Below are 20,860 nucleotides of genomic sequence, written 5' to 3' on the forward strand. Positions count from 1 at the left end.
ACGCAAAAGTGGAACACTCTTTGCTTTTCTCTTGTTATTCATCATCAAGAAAAGCTTTGCCGATAACTGCTCTTATCACCGTTATCAGAATAACAAGCAAATTTTATACCTGATTGGTAGGTAAATATGAAAAATGTAGGAACCATCCTCTTATCACTTTCTTTGTTCATATGCGGTACAGTGCCGGCAACGGCCTCATGGTATGAAGTCACCGGCAGCGCGGCAGTCGTTTCATCGGAATCTCAGGCAAAGCTATACGCACTTGAAGATGCCGTATATAAAGCGATCAGTTTTTCCGGAGCGGATATCGGTAGCATCAGTAACCTCTACCCATTACTGGATGCTCAACGTACTGAGTTTCAGTTTACCAATCATGAAGTCCGTTACATTCTGGTCGAAGACCAAGCGATCAAAAACAACGTTGCCTATGTCAAAGTCCGGATCGATATTTATCCATCCTCATCAGGTTGTCAGGTGGAACAATATAAGAAAACCGTGTTGGTGAGTAATATCACACTGTCTTCACCACAACAGGCTGTGATGGGGCAAATCTACCAGATTGGCGATGACTTTTCCCAAGTGTTAAATAAACAGTTGGATAAGGAATCTCATAGTTTTATCTCGGTCGGTACAACAGATTATGAGATTGATAAAAACTTTCCGGCTCGACTCAAAATGATCGCTGAAGATAATAATGCCCAATACATTATTGCCGGCAATATCACCGACCTCACGGCAACAGTCGCTGCTGACCCATCAGGAGATGAAGTGATTAATCGTCAGTTTGCAATGGATTTGAGTGTCTTCGATGGCGAAACAGGCAACGCAATCATCAATCGTAATTATCGTGAAATCGCCCGTTGGCCGTTTCCGAGAACCAGCCAGGTTGATACTCAAAGCGCTCGTTTCTGGTCTTCAACCTATGGTGAAATGTTACTCCGTCTCAGCCGCCATGTGATGTTGGATCTTGAATCGGAACTGTCGTGTAAAATCACCTTGCCGGAAGTTATTTCTAAATCAGGCCGTATCGTGATGATGAATTTAGGCAGAGTCCATGGCGTTCAGAAAAAGGATAAACTTCAGTTATGGCATACAGGTTCCTTTATTGATCAAAGAGGATTAGCCCGGAATAAGGTTACTCAAAGCGATATCACACTGACAGTCGAACGCGTTTATGAAACGGAAGCGGAACTGTCGGTTGATCAGCCTGAATTAGCTGATAGCATCCAAATTGGCGACGTAATGAACAAACAGCTCATGAAATAAAATCAAGACTTAACTTATCTCAGTTAAATCAGTACTATATGAACACATTGCTGTACAGTCTTTCCGGGCGTGCAGCAAATACCGATGTCCCCTTAGTTCAGTTGGATAGAACAAGGACCTCCTAAGTCTTAGACGTGAGTTCAAATCTCGCAGGGGACGCCACATCGGCCTATGGCATATTCTTCTTCATTATCGCCTGAACGACATGGCTCCTGCCGCGGTGCATGACACCTTCATAGATCTCCCTTTCTTTCTCTTCAATATACCAAGGGGACAACGTCGGAAGTTCATGAATCAAAACCTGCCGTGATAACATCATATCAGTCTCAGAAGGACCACCAGTTTTATATTTCAACTGCTCTGGCGTATACCCTTCAACCAGATAAACCCCATTCGTTTTGAGACTTCTCGGTAATGACTGGTGTAATTTTTGCCGCACCACGGGCGGAAGATGGCAAAAGACCGCCACAACCGCTTGCCACTGTGCAAGCCCTAAATCGAACTCATTCAGGTCAGCCTGAATAAAACTCACAGACACATGATTCTCGGCGGCAAACCGACGGGCTTTTTCGATCGCTACTGCAGATAAATCCACAGCCGTCACGTCATAGCCACATTTCGCCAGATAGACAGAGTTTCGCCCTTCACCATCAGCCAGACACAAAACCGTTCCTAACGGCAGGTATTGATTTTGCACGCTTTCACGCAGAAAATCATTTGGCTCTTTGCCATAGATATATGTATCGGCCTGATATCGGTCATCCCACATAATATTGCCCCTTTAAATTAGAATATTCTAATTTAAATAAAACGGGATGTCATTTCAAGAACAAGCCAATTCTCTTTCCCATTCAGCTGCTCAACAAAACCGCCATCAGGAGTGAAACCTTGAATCGTACAAACGAAAAAGGCAGCTTACTAAGCTGCCTTAATATTGCTATATGGAAAGTGGGAATATCTAAAATTTATAGCCTCCGGAAATCATCACGATAATCGGATCAATATGAACTTCAGTAGATTGTTCAACGCCGTTGTACTTATAGGTTGCCGTAGAATCAATATCAGCATACCAAATTGAAGCGTTTGCAAACCAGCTGTCATTGATCTTGTAGTCAACACCAGCATTCACCGCCAATCCCCAAGAATCATCCAACTTCAGATCACTTAAACCGGCAGAAGCACCAGTACCATTGATTTTTTCATCAAAGAACGTGGTGTAGTTGATACCAGCGCCCACATAAGGACGAAATTCTGAATTTGACTGACCGAAGTAGTATTCAAACATAAATGTTGGTGGCAGATGTTTGGTCTCACCAATCTCACCTAAATTAGCAAGTTGTGTGGAGATTTCATGAGAAAACGGTGTCGCAGCCAAAACTTCAAAACTGACTTTATCCGTAATCATGTAACCGAAGGTTAAACCCAGCTGAGTATTGGTATTGACTTCCAACTCTTCCTGACTGCCTAAGATTTTATCACTGCTATCATTCGGGATAACCGACGTGATTCCGGCACGCACAATAAAATCACCTTCTTGGTGGGCAAAAGCGCCTGCAGAAACGAAAGCAGTCATGATGGCTAATCCACAAAGTGTTTTTTTCATTATATTTTTCCTTGTCATTGAGCAAAAAGACTTTACTGGCGCACACGGTAGCACATAAAAACCACACTATTTTGATGGAAATCAATTTGTAAAATTTATACACAAAAATCGCATCATTATGATAAAAAAATCACATTTCTCATGAAACATAAAGTTACATAACTAAGAAAAACCATTCATAGCTATAATAAAAAATACCGCTCGAAATTGATTCAAATCAATTTATGTACATATTTTTATTTAATTATCGGAACGAGTTCTACACTAATAAAGAGTTCGAAGATGGCAAACAGGAGGATTATGATGAGCTTAATTCCACGTGACTCATGGTCTGATTTCTATCATTTGTTTGATCATGCTTTTCCGTCAATTCGGCCAAGTTTCAATATCGAATCTTTTTCTCCGCGGGTTGATGTATTGGATAAAGAAACTGCATTTGAAATTATCGCAGATTTACCCGGGGTCGAAAAAGATGATATTTCGGTGAGCTGTCAACATGGCACTCTGACGATCGAAGCATCGACCTTAAAAAATGAGCAGAAAACCGATGGGGATAAAGTCATTCATAGAGAGCGCTATCAAGGTAAAATGGTACGCAGCTTTACTTTAGGTGACAATATCAACGCGAAAGAAATTTATGCGGAGTATCAAGATGGTGTACTGGTTGTTGTCGTGCCGAAAATAGAAATGAAGCCGGACGAAGCAGCCCAGCACATTAAAATCAACTGATGTCTGAAAGCTCCAACGACAAAAAGCGGTGTCTATCACCGCTTTTTCTGTTTGATTCCTAAAGAAATTTTCATTATTTTTCAGAGAGTGGCTGAAGAACGTGCTTCAATGAGCTTCGGTACTTGTGATAACTTTTAACGAACTGAGGGAATAAAGACATCACAATCATACCTATCATAAGGCTGTACTGTATCAGGGTATAAGATTCGCCCACCAACATCAGACCACACAGAATTCCAGCAACAGGATTGGCAACTCCGGCAAAAGTAAATTCAACAACAGAAAGCTGTTTTAGCGTCCAAACACAGAGAGAGTATGCTACCGCAGTATTCAAAATACAGAGCCAAAGCAGTCCTAACAGGTTCTTTCCTGACAGGTGCTGCCACGCATTGATATAGAGAGTCGGTTCATAGCTCAAGTGCACCAATGTAATCAATAACAATGCAAGACCACCAAGAATCAGTTGCCAAGTCAGTACACACCACCATGCTAATTTCTGGCTCAACATTTGAGTCAATGTGCTGCCGCAAATCAGACATAAGATACCAATTAACATCGCGGAAAGCCCGAGCAAACTCAGATTCAGACGGCCAGGATCAAATAGCAGCGCAGCAAATCCTAACAGAGCCAAACCAGAAATGATTTGAATGGCAGAAGGACGCTGTTTCATCACTATCCATTGGATCAGCATTGCAAAAACCGGTACCGACATCATCCCGACACTGGATATTGCTGAAGGTAAGGTAAGCGCCATCACAAATATACAGCAGAAAAATATAGCGATATTCACCAAACCAGTGGTGAGCAATACTTTCCAGGTCCCTTTATCAGGAAAAGTTGGCTTAATTGCAAAAAGGACTAAACCTGCCGGTAAAGCTCGCAATACACCAAGCAACAACGGAGGCCAGCCCGATAATGTTGCCTGAGTGACTGCATAAGTCGTTCCCCACAAAAATGTAGCAACCATCGCTAATATTATATTCATATAAAGTATCTTTACGTTGAGATTTTATTAATCATAAAAAAGTAATTTATCTTTGTAAAGAATCTTTATGTTAAGATATTATTTTAATCTTTTAACGAGATACATGTGGCTATGGATACTATCGACAGGATCGTCAATCAGTGGGCGGCAGAAAAACCAGAACTGAATACACTGCCAATGAGTATTTTTGGCCGGATAATTCATTTGACCAAACATTTAGAACAGGAAATAGCCAGTATTCATAAACGCTATGATCTCAAAATGGGAGAGTTTGACGTACTGGCGACATTACTCCGATCTGGCGCACCTTATCAGTTAACCCCTTCAGCATTAATCAGTACCGTGATGCTGACCTCCGGAGCGATGACAAATCGGCTCGATAAACTGGAACAGAAACATTTAATTACCCGAATTCATAGCGACGTTGATCGTCGGAGTATCTCTGTGCTACTAACCGAACAAGGTTATCAACTCATCAATCAAGCACTAGCGGAACATGTTCAGGCTCAGGAAAGACTGATCAGCGTCTTAAACCCAACGGAGCAATCGCAACTCTCTGCTCTGCTTAAGTCTTGGCTATCGTCATTTACCCAGAATCCCCCCCCGGACAAATAATATTGAGTCAAAAGGCGTATGGGTGTTACTTTTCTTGCAATAAAAATTGAATGGATTTCTCGAATATTGTCACAATTGTTGTGTGTTATCTCAAACTAGATCAGAATACCAGAGGCGTTAGTCGTATGACTTGGATCAGTCTGAATTGAATCCTTATCTGAATTAAGGGATGAATTGGGATTGAGACGCGCTGATCATAACAGCCATGATCTGTATTCTCTGTCTCCTTACTCATGACTGAACTGAAGTGAACGGAACCACTTCACCTTAGTGGTGATTTGATCTACTATTGTTAATAATAAAAATATAGATAACAAACGGATGAAGAAGAGTAATCTTGAAACCAATACTGGCCATCGCTTTATTTCTAAAGCGAAAACAGCTTACAAAATTCACATACATACGCCAGATGATAAAGTTTTACATCGCTCTGTTGGTTTCATTCGTATTGGTGAAAAGAAAGGTCTGAAAAAGGCGATCTTGCTTCGTAATGAACTTGGTCGTCAAATGTGGGGAAAGCACTGGCGAATGCTGCTCAAAGACCCTTATCTGATGACTCGGTTACCTCACAGCCTTGAACCTAAGATTATCTATAAACCTCGCCCCACAAAAGAGAACCCAAGCTATCGGGATGCTTGCTACATTGCAGCCTGGCGGACTTATGACAATCAGGGGAAATGCCACTTCAAGAGCGTTGTCTGTTCAATCAACAAGCATGGTAAACTGGCCGCATATACAAGAACCAAAAAGGCGCTTCTCGACGCTCATAAAGATTATCTCGACATTCTTATTTTTATGGGCAGATTAAATAGCATCGACCTGAAGTAATCACGATCTTACCGTCTTCACCGATTCATTCCATTGGTATCGTGCACATTTCCTATCATGATCTTTTTTACTGACAAATAAGAACGCTGCGATATGCGTGCTTTAAGCTCTCATGTCACAGCGCTCAACAAAGTTGAATCCGATAGTAGCAACTTGTTTATTCTTTAATGACAACCTGATAAGTAAATGTCGGTACTTCAACTTCAACCCGACGGTTTTTCGCCCGGCCTTCTTTGGTGTCGTTGGATGCTACGGGATCTGATTCCCCCATGCCGCGAACGGTGATTCGATCAGCATCAATCCCCTGAGAAACGAGCTGCTCGGCAACAGCCTGAGCTCTTTTCAATGAAAGTGATTGGTTGTATTCCTTTGAACCTGTTGAATCGGTATAACCAGTCACCGTCGCCGTTGCTTGAGAATGACGAGACATCAATTCAACGGCTTCCTGAAGATCAGCAACGCCCTGTTTGTTTAGTACAGCACTGTTTAACGCAAAACTACTTTCACTACTCAGGCTCTTTTTCACCGTTTTAATCACTGGCGTGTCAGCCGGCTCTGCCGGAACAGGTTCAGGTGCTTCTTCAACAACGGCCGGTTCAACAACAGCAGGCCGAGGCTTACTCGTCGTAACGGGTGTAGACTCCGAGTGGCCAAAACGATATGTCACACCTAGTGTTGCCATATTACCTTCAGCTCGAACAATATCATTATTCATATCAGTGAGCGTCTGATATTCCAGACGGACAGCAACATTGTCAGTCGCATTCAGTTCAAGACCAGCCGCCGCCAGATAAGACCAATCATCTTTAGAGCCATAGTCAACGTAAGCACCTCCGAGTTTTGCATACAGGTCGAGGTTTTTATAGAGAGGAAAGTCAAACTTAGGCGCAATGGTCACCGCGTTGACATGTTCATTGACCATACCAGCCCCGGTAAATTTTCCCAGATAATCATATCCGGCCTCAAGTGCCACATGATCCCAAACCTGATATCCAAGAAAAGCACCGACTGCCGATGAATCGTCATCGCAGACATCTGTCGGACGACATCCATCATCCAACCAAGACTGACCCACTTTACCACCGACATAAACCTCGGCATGAATCATTGCGGAAACCATCCATGATGTTACCGATACCACTATTAACATTTTATTCATGCTTCTATTCCTTTTTTATTGTGAATGCTCGAATTTGCCTCAGCACCGAACACATAGAATCAGTGTTACTCTATTGCATCACTGTAAAAAATGAGAGAAGAGGGTGTTAAATTACTGTCACCTTTTATCGAGTCTGAAACACGACAATGGATCAGTTGCATCAATCCAGCTCAATGCAACATATATTATATACGATCGGAATAGAAAAAGCCGCGACATACGTTGCGGCTTCTCAACTATATTCAAATTATCTTGTGGCGTTAGCCTTTAGCCTGCATTCGCTTCTCGCTGCTCAATAAATTCGAGTGCCATCTGAATCCGCTTCATGACACGCGCTTTACCAATGAGTTGCATGGTTGCATCGACAGACGGAGACTGCCCCCCGCCAGTGACTGCAACACGCAACGGCATCCCCACTTTGCCCATCCCGAGTTCAAGGCTCTCACATACATCAGCAATGACCTGATGAAGACTCTCAGTGGTCCACGTCTCCAGCGCTGTTATTTTTTCCAAAGCCAGTGCGAGAGGCTCTTTGGCAACCGGACGTAAATGTTTTTTCGCGGCAGCATCATCAAACGCATCAAAATCTTCATAGAAATAACGCGCCTGCTGCGCCAGCTCAACCAGTGTCTGCACGCGGTCAGCCAGCAGTTGAATCACTTCCGTTACCGCCGGGCCATTTTCAGGGTTGATTCCCTGATGGTCCAGATGCCATTGCAGATGTCCGGCAACATATTCAGGATCCGAGTGTTTGATATAGTGATGGTTTAACCATAACAATTTATCCGTATTAAACGCAGATGCCGATTTGCTAATCGCATTCAGACTAAAATGTTCAATCATTTCATCACGAGAGAAGATTTCCTGATCACCATGAGACCAACCCAGCCGTACTAAATAGTTATTTAATGCTTCTGGCAGGTAGCCTTCATCACGATATTGCATCACCGAAACAGCGCCATGACGTTTCGAGAGTTTGGCACCATCATCCCCTAAGATCATGGCACAATGCGCAAACGTCGGAACCGTTGCTCCCAGCGCTTCATAGATATTGATTTGACGCACGGTGTTGTTGATGTGGTCTTCCCCCCGGACAACATGGGTGATGCCCATATCCCAGTCATCGACAACCACACAGAAATTATAAGTCGGGGAACCGTCGGTCCGGCGGATAATCAAATCATCGAGTTGATCATTACGGATTTCTATCCGTCCGCGAATTTGATCGTCAAATACGACACTTCCCTCTTTCGGATTACGGAAGCGCACCACAAAAGCATCACCATCTTTTGCCGCGTCATTCACAGCTTTGATTTTCGGATGATTGGCATCATAACGAGGATTCTCTTTGTTCGCTTCCTGCTCGGCACGGACTTCATCCAACAGCGCTTTAGATGCATAACACTTATATGCTTTTCCGGCAGCAAGTAACTGCTCCACAACTTCATCATAACGATCAAAACGTTTCGTCTGATAATAAGGGCCTTCATCCCAATCCAACCCTAACCAGCTCATGCCTTCCAGAATTGCATCGACCGCTTCCTGCGTTGAACGCTCTAAATCGGTATCTTCAATTCTTAAAACAAACTCCCCGCCCTGATTTTTTGCATAGAGCCAGGAATACAGTGCCGTACGGGCACCACCGACATGAAGAAACCCTGTAGGGCTTGGAGCAAAACGCGTTTTAACCGTCATGAGATTTACCTTTATTCTGATCGAGTTTATTAACTTCAGATCTAGATGTATCAGCCAAAATTTGGCCAGTATTCTAGCACCTGAGTATCAATCTCGACAATGACCCTTTATCCTGATTTTTCAGACATGTCAGTGGATAGCTCGTCATCGCTTCAGCAACAAGAACCGACAATAGCGAAATGCCTTGACCTTCCCCTTGCGTCAAGGTTTATTTTTAAGCAACATGGGATTGAGGAAGAGGCAAACATGCATCATTTAAAACTACCGTTATCAGGCTTGCATTGTATGGGCTGCGCTCGAAAAGTAGAACGTCAGCTAAAAGCGAATTTGAATGTCGAAATCTGCAATCTATCCCCGTCTCTCATTGAGATGGATACCGATGCATCCATCGATGAGATCGTCGGAAATATCGAATCTCTCGGATATCAGGTTGGTAAAAAACAACACTACACATTGCAGGGGTTGCACTGTGGCAAATGTGTCCAAAAACTCACCGACCTCCTGAGTGAAAGTGAACAGATTCAAGATTTGGATGTGACCAAGGAGTCGCTCTCACTAGTCACAACCTTACCGCAACAGACCATTCTCGATAAAGTTGCATCACTTGGTTATGAAGCTTTTACAGAAACACCTCCTTCAAGCAGAAATCCTGCGCCCCAAGCCACAGAAACAGAAAAACAGACGGAATCAACTCCGGATGCAACAAAACCCCTTCAACAGCATCGTGCGGACATCACGACAAATTTACTCGTCAAAGGGATGACTTGTGCCAGTTGTGTTTCTTCCGTAGAAAAGGCCCTGTTATCCGTTTCTGGTATTGAAGGCGCTCAGGTCAATTTATCAGAACAGAGTGCCGCAGCATTTTCAGCACAACAGCCGAATCAAGAACAGTTGATTGCTGCGATACGCTCTGCCGGATACGACGCTGAAATCGTTGATGACCCGGCACTGCAACAGGAAAAACAGCAAGCCCATTTAATGACGACGCTTAAATATCATCGCCGCCACGCTATCATGGGACTATCACTGGGTGTTCCGATTATGGCATGGGGTATCTTCGGCGGCAGTATGCTGATCCAAACCCAACAACAGCAACTGGGCTGGGGTATCGTCGGCCTGTTATGTTTAGGGCTACTGTGTACCGCAGGCCAAGGCTTCTATCAAAGTGCATGGCAGGCACTGCGGCACAAAAGAGCTACCATGGATACACTGGTCGCTTTAGGTACGGGTGTCGCATGGCTTTACTCAATCATGGTCGTCATCGCTCCAGACTGGTTTCCAATCCAAGCGCGTCATGTCTATTTTGAAGCCAGTGCCATGATTATCGGTCTTATCTCTTTGGGACATGCCATTGAATCAAAAGCCAAAGCAAAAACGACCCAGTCGTTACAGGCATTGATCCAACTCCAACCCCAACAAGCAACACTCATTACCGAAAGTGACGATCAAAGCATTCCTGTATCACAGATTGAGAAAGGCATGCACCTGAGGATTAAACCCGGAGATAAACTCCCGGTTGACGGGGTCGTCATAGACGGAGAATCCTATCTGGATGAATCCATGCTGACCGGAGAACCCATTCCCACACTGAAACGTGCCGGAGATACAGTCTCCGCAGGGACCATCAATCACGATGGCGGTCTGGTGATTGAAGCGACCGGTGTCGGCAGTGACACGATGCTTTCCCGTATTATTCAGATGGTCAGAAGAGCACAAAGTAGTAAACCGCCAATCGCAAAACTCGCCGATCAAATTTCTGCGGTGTTTGTCCCCGTTGTCGTGGCTATCGCTATCGTAGCCGCATTGGTCTGGTTTTGGTTCGGCCCCGAACCCAAAGTAAGCTATATGCTTGTCGTTGCTACAACTGTTCTGATTATCGCTTGCCCCTGCGCATTGGGACTCGCAACCCCGCTATCGGTGACAGTGGGTGTCGGCAAGGCCGCAGAAATGGGTATCCTGATCCGCGATGCCGAGGTACTCCAAACCACCAGCCACATCGATACGGTAGTCTTTGACAAGACAGGTACATTAACTGAAGGAAAACCAAAGGTTCAAGCGGTTGAAAGCTTCCAGCGGGAACAACACGAGTTGTTGTCCATCGCCTACGCACTGGAACAACAATCAGAACACCCGTTAGCTAAAGCGGTGTGTGAGTATGCACGTTCAAAACAAATCTCAGCGGCTCAGATTTCATCATTTCAAAATCTGCGAGGACGTGGTGTCAAAGCCTCTTACAACAGTCATGCTGTTCATATTGGTTCGGTACATTACATGACATCTTTAGGGTTCTCATTCAGCCAGATACAAACCACACTTGATAATGTTCTGGCTCAAGCATGGACACCGATTCTGATTGCCATTGATCAAGATATTCAAGGTGTGATTGCCGTGGCAGACCCAATTAAAGCTGATGCGGCAGAAGCGATTCAAGCACTCAATGCGCTGGGGATCAAAACAGTGATGTTGACGGGTGATCACCACACTGTCGCACAAGGTATTGCCAATCAATTAGGCATTCAGGAGGTTATTGCACAGGTCCTCCCCGATCAAAAAGCAGCACACATCATCGAATGCCAGCAGGCCGGACATAAAGTCGCGATGGTCGGTGATGGCATTAATGATGCTCCAGCGTTAGCACAAGCTGATCTCGGTATTGCAATGGGGAGTGGCAGTGATGTGGCCATCGAAAGTGCCCAGATGACATTTCTCAACAGCTCACCCCTGTCGATTCTTAATGCCATTTCACTATCAAAAGCAACCGTTAAAAACATCAGGCAGAACCTGCTCGGTGCTTTTATTTACAATACCCTCGGTATTCCGGTCGCAGCCGGTGTATTGTATCCATGGTTCGGCTTCCTGCTCAGCCCTGTGATTGCCGGTGCTGCGATGGCTTTATCGTCGATTACCGTGGTCACAAACGCTAACCGGTTACGGCTATTCCAGAATCAGCATCAGCCACATGACTCAGGACAAAAAGCTAAATGATTTTGGGTCATAAACAGTTGCTTATCAGTCACGACGCAATCTATGCTAGCGTTCAGACGAATGCCAGAAGATAGGAAATCAGCTTATGCAACTCCCCCGCCTGCTTTCAGTCGGAGCCATTATTCTCAGCTTCTATACCCACGCTGAGCCATTGTACTGGCTTGCCAGTAAAAATCAGATGCAACTGATGCTATTGGGCTCGATTCATGTCGGGCACCCGGATATGTACCCTTTACCGAAACCGGTGATGGATTTTCTTCGTGACAGTGATGGGTTAATTGTCGAAGCCGATATCCGTCAGGCAAACAATTTGCAGTATCCGCCCGTCAAGTGGACATCACAGCAAGTGCTCTCCGCTTCAGAGCTTGAAAAATTAGAGAGTATCGCTGAACAGTTAAACCTCAATGCTCAGCGTCTGAAAACATCGCCCCCATGGCAAACGGCTATCGGTTTACAAATGCAGGCAATCACTCGGTTAGGGTATCGCGCTGATCTCGGCATTGATCAATATATGATTCAACAGGCAGCGTCAGAATCCGTTCCGATTATCGGCTTCGAATCACTCCAGTCTCAAATCGATCTGCTGGCTGGTATGAAGCAGAATGGTAAAGAGCTACTGACGGCAACGCTGAAAGACTGGGGAGAGAACACACGTGAAACCGAGTGTTTGGTGGCGAGCTGGCATCAGGGCGATCCAGAACAATTGAAACAACTGATTGACCATCATGACATGTCTCAGGAAATGTCTGAACAGCTTGAGATCCAAAGAAATCATCGCTGGTTAAACCAACTGACGTCCCCGCCGATCTTTTCTGGACATCCCTCAAAATACCTCGTCGTCGTTGGCGCCTTACACTTAATCGGTCAGGAAAACTTAATTCAATTACTGACCAAGCAAGGATTCACCGTCACCCGACAAAATACCATTCAGAAAGGGACGATTCAGATGAATGAATGTCACTAAACGAAAAAAGCCTCAGCATGTGCTGAGGCTTCTCAATATGGTCGGTGAAGAGGGATTCGAACCCCCGACCCTCTGGTCCCAAACCAGATGCGCTACCAAACTGCGCTATTCACCGAGTCTTGGTTGGACAGCTGTCAACAGCGTCTCAACGGATGGGTATAATACGGATTCTTGTTATAGACGCAACTCATTTTCGCTAATTTTTCAAAAAAAATAATCAAGTGTTCAAAAGACATCCATCTCTGGCTATAAATGTGACAATGAACACATGAATTTCAACAAATAAGCAACTTCATCAATACACTTGATCCAGATCATCACTTTATTCATTGACTCACTTTATGTTTAGTACGTCTTCGCAACTTTGCAGAAACATCGCTTGAAGCTGAACGTCAGGGTTTTGTTTTGACAGACAGTTTGTTTGGGCAGCTTGTTTTGATAAACAGTTTGTCACTGCGTAAACACAGTTTGGTCACAGTGTGTCGTTTCTTATCAACAAAGTCATGAATGACAAATCTCCTCACTAGATCGCTTAGCTCCTGTAAAAACAGTTATAAGCTATGCACCGGAGCGGACTCTTTTCCACTCCGGTTTTTTATTTTTTATCTGCCGCAAATCTTTCCCATAAATCAAATACCTCCAGCGTAATTCTTTCATCAATACACCGATTTAGCCGGAACCTCATTGCTGATGCTACACAGCTTTGGTAAACGAATGTTACGAGAATCTTGCATCTGAAAGTCACTTCGGTATATATACCAAATGACCTCAAGGTGCGTGATTGACAACAATTCGGAGGAATACGAATGTCTCAGGAAGATTTCGAGTTATTTCAGCAAATGATGGAAGACGTCAAACCTCTGAAGCACGATACTGCCGAACTCAAAAAAGATTTACAGATTACCGATACGCATCTTGCCCGGCAAGATGCGGCGATGAAGCTAGAACAGCATGAATCTGATTACTTGTCTCTGGAACATGCGCCACAAATCAAACCTCATGATCTGATCGAATTTAAGAGAAGCGGGGTTCAAGACGGTGTTTACAGAAAACTCAGACTGGGCAAATATCCGATTCAGGCGCGTTTGGATCTACATCGTAAAACACTGGAACAAGCGCGTGATGAGATTGTAAAATTTTTACGTCAATGTATGCGAATGGATATCCGGACCGTGCTCATTATTCACGGCAAAGGCGAACATTCAAACCCACCGGCACTGATGAAAAGCTACGTATCATACTGGCTTCCCCAGATCGAAGAAGTCCAGTGTATCCACAGTGCACAGCGATTCCACGGTGGAAGTGGTGCACTTTATGTTCTCCTGCGTAAAAGTCAGGTACAAAAACTGGAAAACCGCGAGCGACATCAGAAAAAACGGCCTCACTAAGCAAGACGCCAACAACCGATATACTTTCTTTATCCACGCACGTACTTTGGATGACAAATCCGAAAATAAAAAAACAGTCAGACTTCGCGAGGCTGACTGTTTTTTTATCTGATGAACCAAACTTACTTGGTACCGAAGATTTTATCTCCGGCATCCCCAAGTCCGGGCACAATATAACCCTGTTGATTCAGATGATCATCGATTGCAGCGGTGTACAATTCAACATCCGGGTGGGCTTTTTCTAAAGCCTCAATCCCTTCTGGCGCGGCCACCAAAACCAAGACTTTAAACTGTGTGCATCCCTGCGCTTTTAGCAGATCGATCGTTGCGATCATCGACCCACCAGTTGCCAGCATCGGGTCAACCACCAAAGCAATTCGCTCCTCGATATTTGAAGCAATCTTATTAAAATAAGGCACCGGTTCGAGTGTTTCTTCATCCCGATAGATACCCACCACGCTAATGCGGGCACTCGGAATATGCTCAAGTACCCCATCCATCATTCCCAACCCGGCACGAAGGATTGGCACAACGGTGACTTTTTTACCTTTGAGTTGATCCACTTCAACCGAGCCATTCCACCCCTCAATAGTCACTTTTTCTGTTTCAAAGTCTGCAGTTGCTTCATAAGTGAGTAAGCTGCCGACTTCAGAGGCTAACTCGCGAAAACGCTTGGTGCTAATATCTATCTCTCTCATCAAACCCAATTTGTGTTTGACAAGCGGGTGCTTCACTTCAACAACTTTCATCTGCATCTCCGACATTCAATCAAATAAACTTTCCAATTATACATACTTTCTATCGTTAATTTTATCCTTAACCTCAAGGGATATCATGATTTAGCGCATCGAGAAGCCATGATTGCCAAGTATTTTCAGTCTATCCCGCCAGATAAAAAAATCAGCGCAAACGTTTTCCTTTTACTTTGTTCCCCTGTAGAATAGCGCCGTTTTCATATCCAACCAAAGAACGAGGATGACCCCGTGAGTGGCAAAAACACATCTCTGAGCTATAAAGATGCAGGCGTTGATATTGATGCAGGCAACGCGCTTGTAGAGCGAATTAAAGGTGCAGTAAAGAAAACGCGTCGCCCGGAAGTGATGGGTGGTATCGGTGGTTTCGGTGCCCTGTGTGAATTACCAACCAAATATAAGCATCCTGTGCTTGTATCAGGAACGGACGGTGTCGGCACTAAATTACGTCTGGCACTGGATATGAAAAAGCATGACACAATTGGGATCGATTTAGTCGCAATGTGTGTCAACGACTTGATTGTACAAGGTGCAGAGCCACTGTTTTTCCTTGACTACTATGCCACCGGAAAACTGGATGTCGATACCGCAGCAGACGTCGTTTCAGGGATTGCCGAAGGCTGTCTTCAGGCCGGTTGTGCGCTGATCGGCGGAGAGACCGCAGAGATGCCCGGCATGTATGAAGGCGAAGATTACGATGTCGCTGGATTCTGTGTCGGTGTCGTCGAAAAAGAAGCGATTATCGACGGTTCTAAAGTTGAGTCCGGTAACAGTTTAATTGCCGTCGGTTCGAGTGGCCCTCACTCAAATGGTTATTCACTGATCCGTAAAATTCTGGAAGTATCAAATGCTGATAAATCTGAATTGCTGGAAGGAAAAGCCGTCGGTGAACATTTACTCGAACCCACTAAAATCTACATAAAATCAGCACTCAAGCTCGTTGCTGAACACGATATCCACGCCATTTCTCATATTACTGGTGGCGGATTCTGGGAAAATATTCCGCGTGTGTTACCGCAAGGAACCAAAGCCGTCATCGATGGTAGCAGTTGGGAATGGCCGGCTATTTTCAAATGGCTGCAAGAAAAAGGGAACGTCGAGACTTACGAAATGTACCGTACTTTCAACTGTGGCGTCGGTTTGATTATCGCGTTGCCGGAAGCGCAAGCGCAAGCGGCGGTCGAACTTCTCCAGTCAGAAGGAGAAAACGCTTGGATCATCGGACATATTGCCGAAGCACAGGCTAATGAAGCGCAAGTAGAGATTAAATAGTTCATGAAAAGTATTGTCGTTTTAGTTTCGGGCAACGGGACCAACTTACAAGCAATCATTGATGCTTGTGACTCTAAAATGCCTAATGGCAGGGTTACTGCTGTTTTTTCAAACAAAGCAGATGCTTATGCGCTGGAAAGAGCCAAAAAAGCAAATGCAGCGGCAATCTTTGTCGATCCCAAAGCCTTTGACACGCGGGATGCATTTGACCGTTCACTGATGGAGCAGATTGATGAATACGCGCCAGACCTGATAATTCTGGCGGGTTATATGCGTATTCTGAGCGCAGAGTTTGTTCGTCATTACATGGGAAAAATGATTAACATTCACCCTTCACTGCTGCCGAAATATCCCGGGCTGAATACTTATCAGAGAGCCATTCTTGCCGGCGATGAAGAGCACGGTACCAGCGTTCACTTCGTGACAGAACAACTTGATGGCGGCCCGGTCATTCTACAAGCCCGGGTTCCTATCGATGACGGGGATACTATTGAATCCCTGACTCGTAAAGTTCAAGAGCAGGAGCACCGGATCTACCCTCTGGTTGCCCAATGGTTTGTTGAAGATCGTGTCGAAATGCGTGACGGCAAAGCCTATCTTGACGGCGAGCAACTGGGGATTTACGGCTATAAAGGCCATTCAGCGCGTTAATCACTGATTTTTTCTCAATCTTGAATAGGCGTCTCTTCGGAGCCGCCTTTTTTATTTCATCTTCGATTATATTCACGCCAGTATTCAACTGGCCTTGTACTGATACTTTTATTCACCATTCTGTTCACAACCGTGTCACATCGCTTACGCCTTACGCAAACCTAACAAATGCATCTATTTGCACCATATCAATATAAAGACTATGGTTATTCAAATACACATAGACTGGATCACTAAATATGTTAGATATCAATACATTATTATTAGATTTCCGCATTACATCCTACTGTAATCTCGACTGTGATTTATGCTTCAGAAACCCGGGAATTGAAGATCAATCAACCGAAAGTGCATTAAAGATATTAGACAAAATGTATCAAGTCGGATTTCGCCGAGTGGGGTTTACCGGAGGAGAACCAACCACACGGAAAGATTTTCTAGTTTTAATCGAACACGCTAAAAAACTTGGCTTTATGACTTATCTGTCAACCGTTGGTCACCGCTTTATTATGGACCACGAGCGGTTAAATGGTGTGCTGGACTGGGTTGGCATTCCTATTGATGGTATAGAAAAACAAACCAACAGTGACATCAGAAGTGAGAAAATGGGAAACCAACATCGCGTGATCAAAGATATCCTCACCTGGTTATCACAGACAAATAACACCATCAATATCAAACTCACCACCGTTGTTTCTCAGACCAATGCCCATCAAATCTCCGATATTGTTCGTTGGGTAAATAGTTTCCCCTATAAGATTCAATCGTGGCGATTTTATCAATTCTGTCCGCTCGGTGTGGGTAAGGAAAAACGGGATAAATTGGAAATTGATACTGATTTATTTCTCAGCACAATGACACAGACAAAAAATGAATTCCCGGATTTGCCATTGAGTTGGGCCACATTTGAAGAACGGGACAAAGCCAATATCGTTATGGAACCCAACTTTGATGTCATTATTCCCGACGGAGAAAACTATACCTATCTGTGTAATATGGAAAAAGATTCGCCAGAACAGATCATTCACCATATTTTTGGTCAACCTGAAATTATGGAAAAATGTGAAAACAATCGCTTCTGGCTTGATGAAATGGAGTTTGTCTCATGAATCAACATCATCTCTATACTCCCCCTTGGACAGTCGATGAACTGCCGGATGCACCCAATGCCAACCCATTATATATTGTTCTGTCCGGTAACTCCGGTGTTGGTAAAAGCACGCTACTCCGTGCGATCTCAACCCATATTTATGAAAACAATCCTCAGACAATTGCGATTGATGAAAAGTCACTTCATCATCCATTACTACAAAACCTTTTTGATAAAACAGCAACGTACGGTTACCCATTACAGCTTAATTTTATGATCCAGCGAGTGCTTCTGGTTAAATCTTGGCTAGATAAAGGCGTTAATGTTATTATGGAGCGTTCTCATATCGAGGATTATATATTTGCAAATTTTATGTATAAGCAAGGATATATATCTGGAGAACAACATAAAGTGTATATGTCTTTATGGCATGAACTTATGGATATCATTCCCGAACCTGATGTGATTATTTACATGAATTTTCCGCCCGACTTTTCATTAAAAAATTTATTCAATGACGAGTTAAAAGGAATTCGTCCCCGGGAGTTTCCTGATGAGGCCACTAAACAACAGTGGATTCATGGCTGGGGAGAAGAATATCAATCATTGCTTGATAACTTACCGGCACATTTGAAAGATCGGGTCATTGAATATAATCAGCAGATGACGATTGAAGCCATTACCAATCTAGTTATCAATAAAATTCAGAATAAACAGGAGCCTTTATGCGACAGCGAACCATTGTTTGTCCCTTGATTACCAATAACGGGGATTACTTACTTTGTAAAATGGCGAATGATCGCGGTGTATTCCCCGGTCAATGGGCGCTTCCCGGGGGAGGAATGGAACCGGGAGAAACAATGGAAGAAGCATTAAGGCGTGAAATCAGAGAAGAGTTAGGCCCTGATTTAGAACTCACGCGAATTTCCCCTTGGACATTCAGAGACGATACTCGGGTCAAAACTTATCCCGATGGGACTCAAGAAGAAATCTATATGATTTATCTGATATTCGACTGTGAAAGTGCCAATCGGCATATTGCAATTAATGATGAGTTCCAAGAATTTAAATGGGCAAGTCCCGAAGAACTCCTAACGCTGGATCTCAATGACGCGACAAAGGTGACCTTCGCACAGAAAGGGCTGTTGAAATAATGCCGGAGGCTTGCACATTTGCAAGCCTCTGCTGTTGCTTTATTCGAGTGGCTCCGTCGGTGCCTGAGAGCCGGGTTTTGCTTCCGCGAACGGTACATCGGCTAACTGACACTGGTTGGTATCAATCAACTCTCCTTGATGAAAGACATTGTATTCTCCGGGCTTCATTCGATGCCACTGCTCGTTCAACGTCAGTGGCTGAGTCGCAATCACCGTAACCACATCATTGGGTGTCGTTTCTTCCTGAAAATTGACTTCGACTTCCTCGTCAATCAACGTCGCCTGACCAAAAGGTGAGCGGCGTGTAATTGAGTATAGATGGTTAGTGCAGTAGGTCATCACATGCTCACCATCTGTCAGGAGCATATTAAACACGCCCATCTGTCGAAGTTGATCACACTGCGTGGCAATAAAGCGACAAACTTCTATCGCATCATCGGGTGGTGTCGGATATTGATCATCCAGACGCTTTAACAGCCAACAGAATGCCAACTCACTGTCTGTTTCTCCCACCGGCCGATGATTGGCAGTATCGAGATCCTGATAACCACTCAGTTGTCCATTATGAGCAAATGTCCAGAAACGCCCCCAAAGTTCGCGTGTAAACGGATGGGTATTCTCTAAACTGACCCCACCACGATTGGCCTGACGAATATGGCTAATCACCGCACGACTTTTGATTGGATATTTCCGAACTAACTCTGCAATAGTGGACTGATAGCCCGGCTTCGGGTCCTTGAATGTGCGAAACCCCTTCCCTTCATAAAACGTAATCCCCCAGCCGTCACGATGCGGGCCTGTTTTACCACTGCGTTGAATCCAGCCAGTAAAACTAAAACAGATATCGGTCGGAACATTAGCGCTCATGCCGAGCAATTCACACATAACCAGTATTCTCCCTATTGAATGGATACTTTAAGCCATTTCTTTCTCGATCAACATGATCAAGATATGGATGATTTTAATATGGATTTCCTGAATGCGATCAGCATAACCGAAATGAGGGACTCGAATCTCAACATCAGCGATGCCAGCCATTTTGCCGCCATCTTTACCAGTTAACGCAATTGTTTTCATCCCTTTGGCTTGTGCCGCTTCAATCGCTTTCAGAATATTACCGGAATTCCCCGAGGTCGAAAGCCCGAACAATACGTCACCTTTGGCACCGACAGCCTCAACATAACGAGAAAAAACAAATTCATAGCCAAAATCATTACTGACGCACGACAGATGGCTAGGATCTGAAATCGCAATTCCCGGATAACCCGGCCGATTATCACGGTAACGTCCCGTCAACTCTTCAGCAAAATGCATCGCATCACAATGGGATCCACCGTTCCCACAAGAAAGCACTTTACCACCCAGTTTAAAAGAATCTGCAATCAGCTTGGCAGCCGCCTCAATCTGAGCAATATTGTGCTCATCACTTAAAAACTTGTTTAGTACGTCGGCAGCTTCGTTCAGCTCGTTCTTAATTAAATCGTGGTACATAACTCAATTCTCTTTGATGTATGCTGAAATGGCACTCTTACGACAAGAGCGATACATGTTTACCCGGCTCACTCAGGATATCGTGGTAAAACCTTCCGGGGATAATCATGAGTTTACCCCAACAATTCATTCTGTCGAGCCTTGCCCTGCAAGAATACTGTTTCTTCCCTCAGATCCAGCGCATCATCTCACCAAATCATCAGAAAGTGACTCACAATTCGATCTCCTTAACA

20 protein-coding genes and 2 tRNA genes are annotated in these 20,860 nt (G+C 44.3%); 13 read left to right on the forward strand and 9 right to left on the reverse strand.

Going from position 1 to position 20,860, the window contains the following annotated elements; genetic code table 11:
• The first annotated feature begins 126 nt into the window (after positions 1-126).
• Together AC55NX_RS00930 and AC55NX_RS00935 are read left to right on the forward strand one after the other, a co-directional pair.
• On the forward strand, positions 127-1,266 hold the full coding sequence (locus AC55NX_RS00930) for a flagellar assembly protein FlgT (RefSeq protein WP_496994043.1): 1,140 nt from the start codon (positions 127-129) through the stop codon (positions 1,264-1,266).
• Between the two features lie 86 nt (positions 1,267-1,352).
• Positions 1,353-1,428 (forward strand) — tRNA-Arg (locus AC55NX_RS00935).
• A gap of 7 nt (positions 1,429-1,435) precedes the next feature.
• On the opposite strand, the gene AC55NX_RS00940 is transcribed toward AC55NX_RS00935, so the two are convergent.
• Together AC55NX_RS00940 and ompW are read right to left on the reverse strand one after the other, a co-directional pair.
• Positions 1,436-2,035 (reverse strand): class I SAM-dependent methyltransferase, encoded by a 600-nt coding sequence (locus AC55NX_RS00940; RefSeq protein ID WP_496994044.1) that lies wholly within the window; start codon positions 2,033-2,035, stop codon positions 1,436-1,438.
• A 189-nt stretch (positions 2,036-2,224) separates the two neighbouring features.
• Entirely contained in the window at positions 2,225-2,869 is a 645-nt protein-coding gene (ompW, locus tag AC55NX_RS00945) for an outer membrane protein OmpW (protein WP_496994045.1), read from the reverse strand.
• 300 nt (positions 2,870-3,169) lie between these two features.
• Between ompW and AC55NX_RS00950 the strand changes: the two genes are divergently transcribed.
• Positions 3,170-3,598: an Hsp20/alpha crystallin family protein gene (locus tag AC55NX_RS00950; RefSeq protein WP_496994046.1), complete on the forward strand. Its 429-nt coding sequence runs from the start codon at positions 3,170-3,172 to the stop codon at positions 3,596-3,598.
• 73 nt (positions 3,599-3,671) lie between these two features.
• On the opposite strand, the gene AC55NX_RS00955 is transcribed toward AC55NX_RS00950, so the two are convergent.
• Positions 3,672-4,583, reverse strand: coding sequence for a DMT family transporter (locus AC55NX_RS00955; protein ID WP_496994047.1), 912 nt, complete (start codon positions 4,581-4,583; stop codon positions 3,672-3,674).
• 111 nt (positions 4,584-4,694) lie between these two features.
• Here AC55NX_RS00955 and AC55NX_RS00960 point away from each other — a divergent pair, with 111 nt between their 5' ends.
• Both AC55NX_RS00960 and AC55NX_RS00965 read left to right on the forward strand, forming a co-directional pair.
• The gene (locus AC55NX_RS00960) at positions 4,695-5,198 is read left to right on the forward strand and encodes a MarR family winged helix-turn-helix transcriptional regulator (protein ID WP_496994242.1); all 504 of its coding nucleotides are present in this window, start codon (positions 4,695-4,697) and stop codon (positions 5,196-5,198) included.
• 321 nt (positions 5,199-5,519) lie between these two features.
• Positions 5,520-6,026 carry a hypothetical protein gene (locus AC55NX_RS00965; protein WP_059121380.1) on the forward strand — a complete coding sequence of 169 codons (507 nt, stop codon included), beginning with the start codon at positions 5,520-5,522 and terminating at the stop codon, positions 6,024-6,026.
• Between the two features lie 157 nt (positions 6,027-6,183).
• On the opposite strand, the gene AC55NX_RS00970 is transcribed toward AC55NX_RS00965, so the two are convergent.
• Together AC55NX_RS00970 and gltX are read right to left on the reverse strand one after the other, a co-directional pair.
• Positions 6,184-7,185: an OmpA family protein gene (locus AC55NX_RS00970; protein ID WP_496994048.1), complete on the reverse strand. Its 1,002-nt coding sequence runs from the start codon at positions 7,183-7,185 to the stop codon at positions 6,184-6,186.
• Positions 7,186-7,452: 267 nt separating this feature from the next.
• The gene (gltX, locus tag AC55NX_RS00975) at positions 7,453-8,880 is read right to left on the reverse strand and encodes a glutamate--tRNA ligase (RefSeq protein ID WP_496994049.1); all 1,428 of its coding nucleotides are present in this window, start codon (positions 8,878-8,880) and stop codon (positions 7,453-7,455) included.
• Between the two features lie 246 nt (positions 8,881-9,126).
• Here gltX and AC55NX_RS00980 point away from each other — a divergent pair, with 246 nt between their 5' ends.
• Together AC55NX_RS00980 and AC55NX_RS00985 are read left to right on the forward strand one after the other, a co-directional pair.
• Positions 9,127-11,865, forward strand: coding sequence for a heavy metal translocating P-type ATPase (locus AC55NX_RS00980; protein ID WP_496994050.1), 2,739 nt, complete (start codon positions 9,127-9,129; stop codon positions 11,863-11,865).
• A gap of 85 nt (positions 11,866-11,950) precedes the next feature.
• The gene (locus AC55NX_RS00985) at positions 11,951-12,829 is read left to right on the forward strand and encodes a TraB/GumN family protein (protein ID WP_496994051.1); all 879 of its coding nucleotides are present in this window, start codon (positions 11,951-11,953) and stop codon (positions 12,827-12,829) included.
• 38 nt (positions 12,830-12,867) lie between these two features.
• Here the strand turns inward: AC55NX_RS00985 and AC55NX_RS00990 are convergent.
• A tRNA-Pro gene (locus tag AC55NX_RS00990) sits at positions 12,868-12,944 on the reverse strand.
• A gap of 691 nt (positions 12,945-13,635) precedes the next feature.
• Between AC55NX_RS00990 and smrA the strand changes: the two genes are divergently transcribed.
• Complete coding sequence (smrA, locus tag AC55NX_RS00995; protein ID WP_496994052.1) at positions 13,636-14,217, forward strand: DNA endonuclease SmrA; 582 nt, start codon at positions 13,636-13,638, stop codon at positions 14,215-14,217.
• Between the two features lie 122 nt (positions 14,218-14,339).
• On the opposite strand, the gene upp is transcribed toward smrA, so the two are convergent.
• The gene (gene upp / locus AC55NX_RS01000; protein ID WP_496994053.1) at positions 14,340-14,966 is read right to left on the reverse strand and encodes a uracil phosphoribosyltransferase; all 627 of its coding nucleotides are present in this window, start codon (positions 14,964-14,966) and stop codon (positions 14,340-14,342) included.
• 234 nt (positions 14,967-15,200) lie between these two features.
• On the opposite strand from upp, the gene purM reads away from it, so the two are divergent.
• The 5 genes from purM (at position 15,201) to nudI (ending at position 19,136) form a co-directional block, all read left to right on the forward strand.
• Complete coding sequence (gene purM, locus AC55NX_RS01005) at positions 15,201-16,241, forward strand: phosphoribosylformylglycinamidine cyclo-ligase (RefSeq protein ID WP_059121386.1); 1,041 nt, start codon at positions 15,201-15,203, stop codon at positions 16,239-16,241.
• A gap of 3 nt (positions 16,242-16,244) precedes the next feature.
• On the forward strand, positions 16,245-16,892 hold the full coding sequence (gene purN / locus AC55NX_RS01010; protein WP_496994054.1) for a phosphoribosylglycinamide formyltransferase: 648 nt from the start codon (positions 16,245-16,247) through the stop codon (positions 16,890-16,892).
• A 239-nt stretch (positions 16,893-17,131) separates the two neighbouring features.
• On the forward strand, positions 17,132-18,001 hold the full coding sequence (locus AC55NX_RS01015; RefSeq protein ID WP_496994055.1) for a radical SAM protein: 870 nt from the start codon (positions 17,132-17,134) through the stop codon (positions 17,999-18,001).
• Complete coding sequence (locus tag AC55NX_RS01020) at positions 17,998-18,738, forward strand: deoxynucleoside kinase (protein WP_496994056.1); 741 nt, start codon at positions 17,998-18,000, stop codon at positions 18,736-18,738. The genes AC55NX_RS01015 and AC55NX_RS01020 overlap by 4 nt, the downstream gene beginning before the upstream one ends.
• Positions 18,708-19,136 carry a nucleoside triphosphatase NudI gene (gene nudI / locus AC55NX_RS01025; RefSeq protein ID WP_059121390.1) on the forward strand — a complete coding sequence of 143 codons (429 nt, stop codon included), beginning with the start codon at positions 18,708-18,710 and terminating at the stop codon, positions 19,134-19,136. Before AC55NX_RS01020 ends, nudI begins: the two co-directional genes overlap by 31 nt.
• A gap of 39 nt (positions 19,137-19,175) precedes the next feature.
• Here the strand turns inward: nudI and AC55NX_RS01030 are convergent, their stop codons facing one another.
• Positions 19,176-20,021: a class II glutamine amidotransferase gene (locus AC55NX_RS01030; protein ID WP_496994057.1), complete on the reverse strand. Its 846-nt coding sequence runs from the start codon at positions 20,019-20,021 to the stop codon at positions 19,176-19,178.
• Between the two features lie 30 nt (positions 20,022-20,051).
• Complete coding sequence (lpcA, locus tag AC55NX_RS01035; protein ID WP_496994058.1) at positions 20,052-20,627, reverse strand: D-sedoheptulose 7-phosphate isomerase; 576 nt, start codon at positions 20,625-20,627, stop codon at positions 20,052-20,054.
• Positions 20,628-20,860 lie beyond the last annotated feature (233 nt).

Source organism: Vibrio rubrogenes, assembly GCF_059641415.1.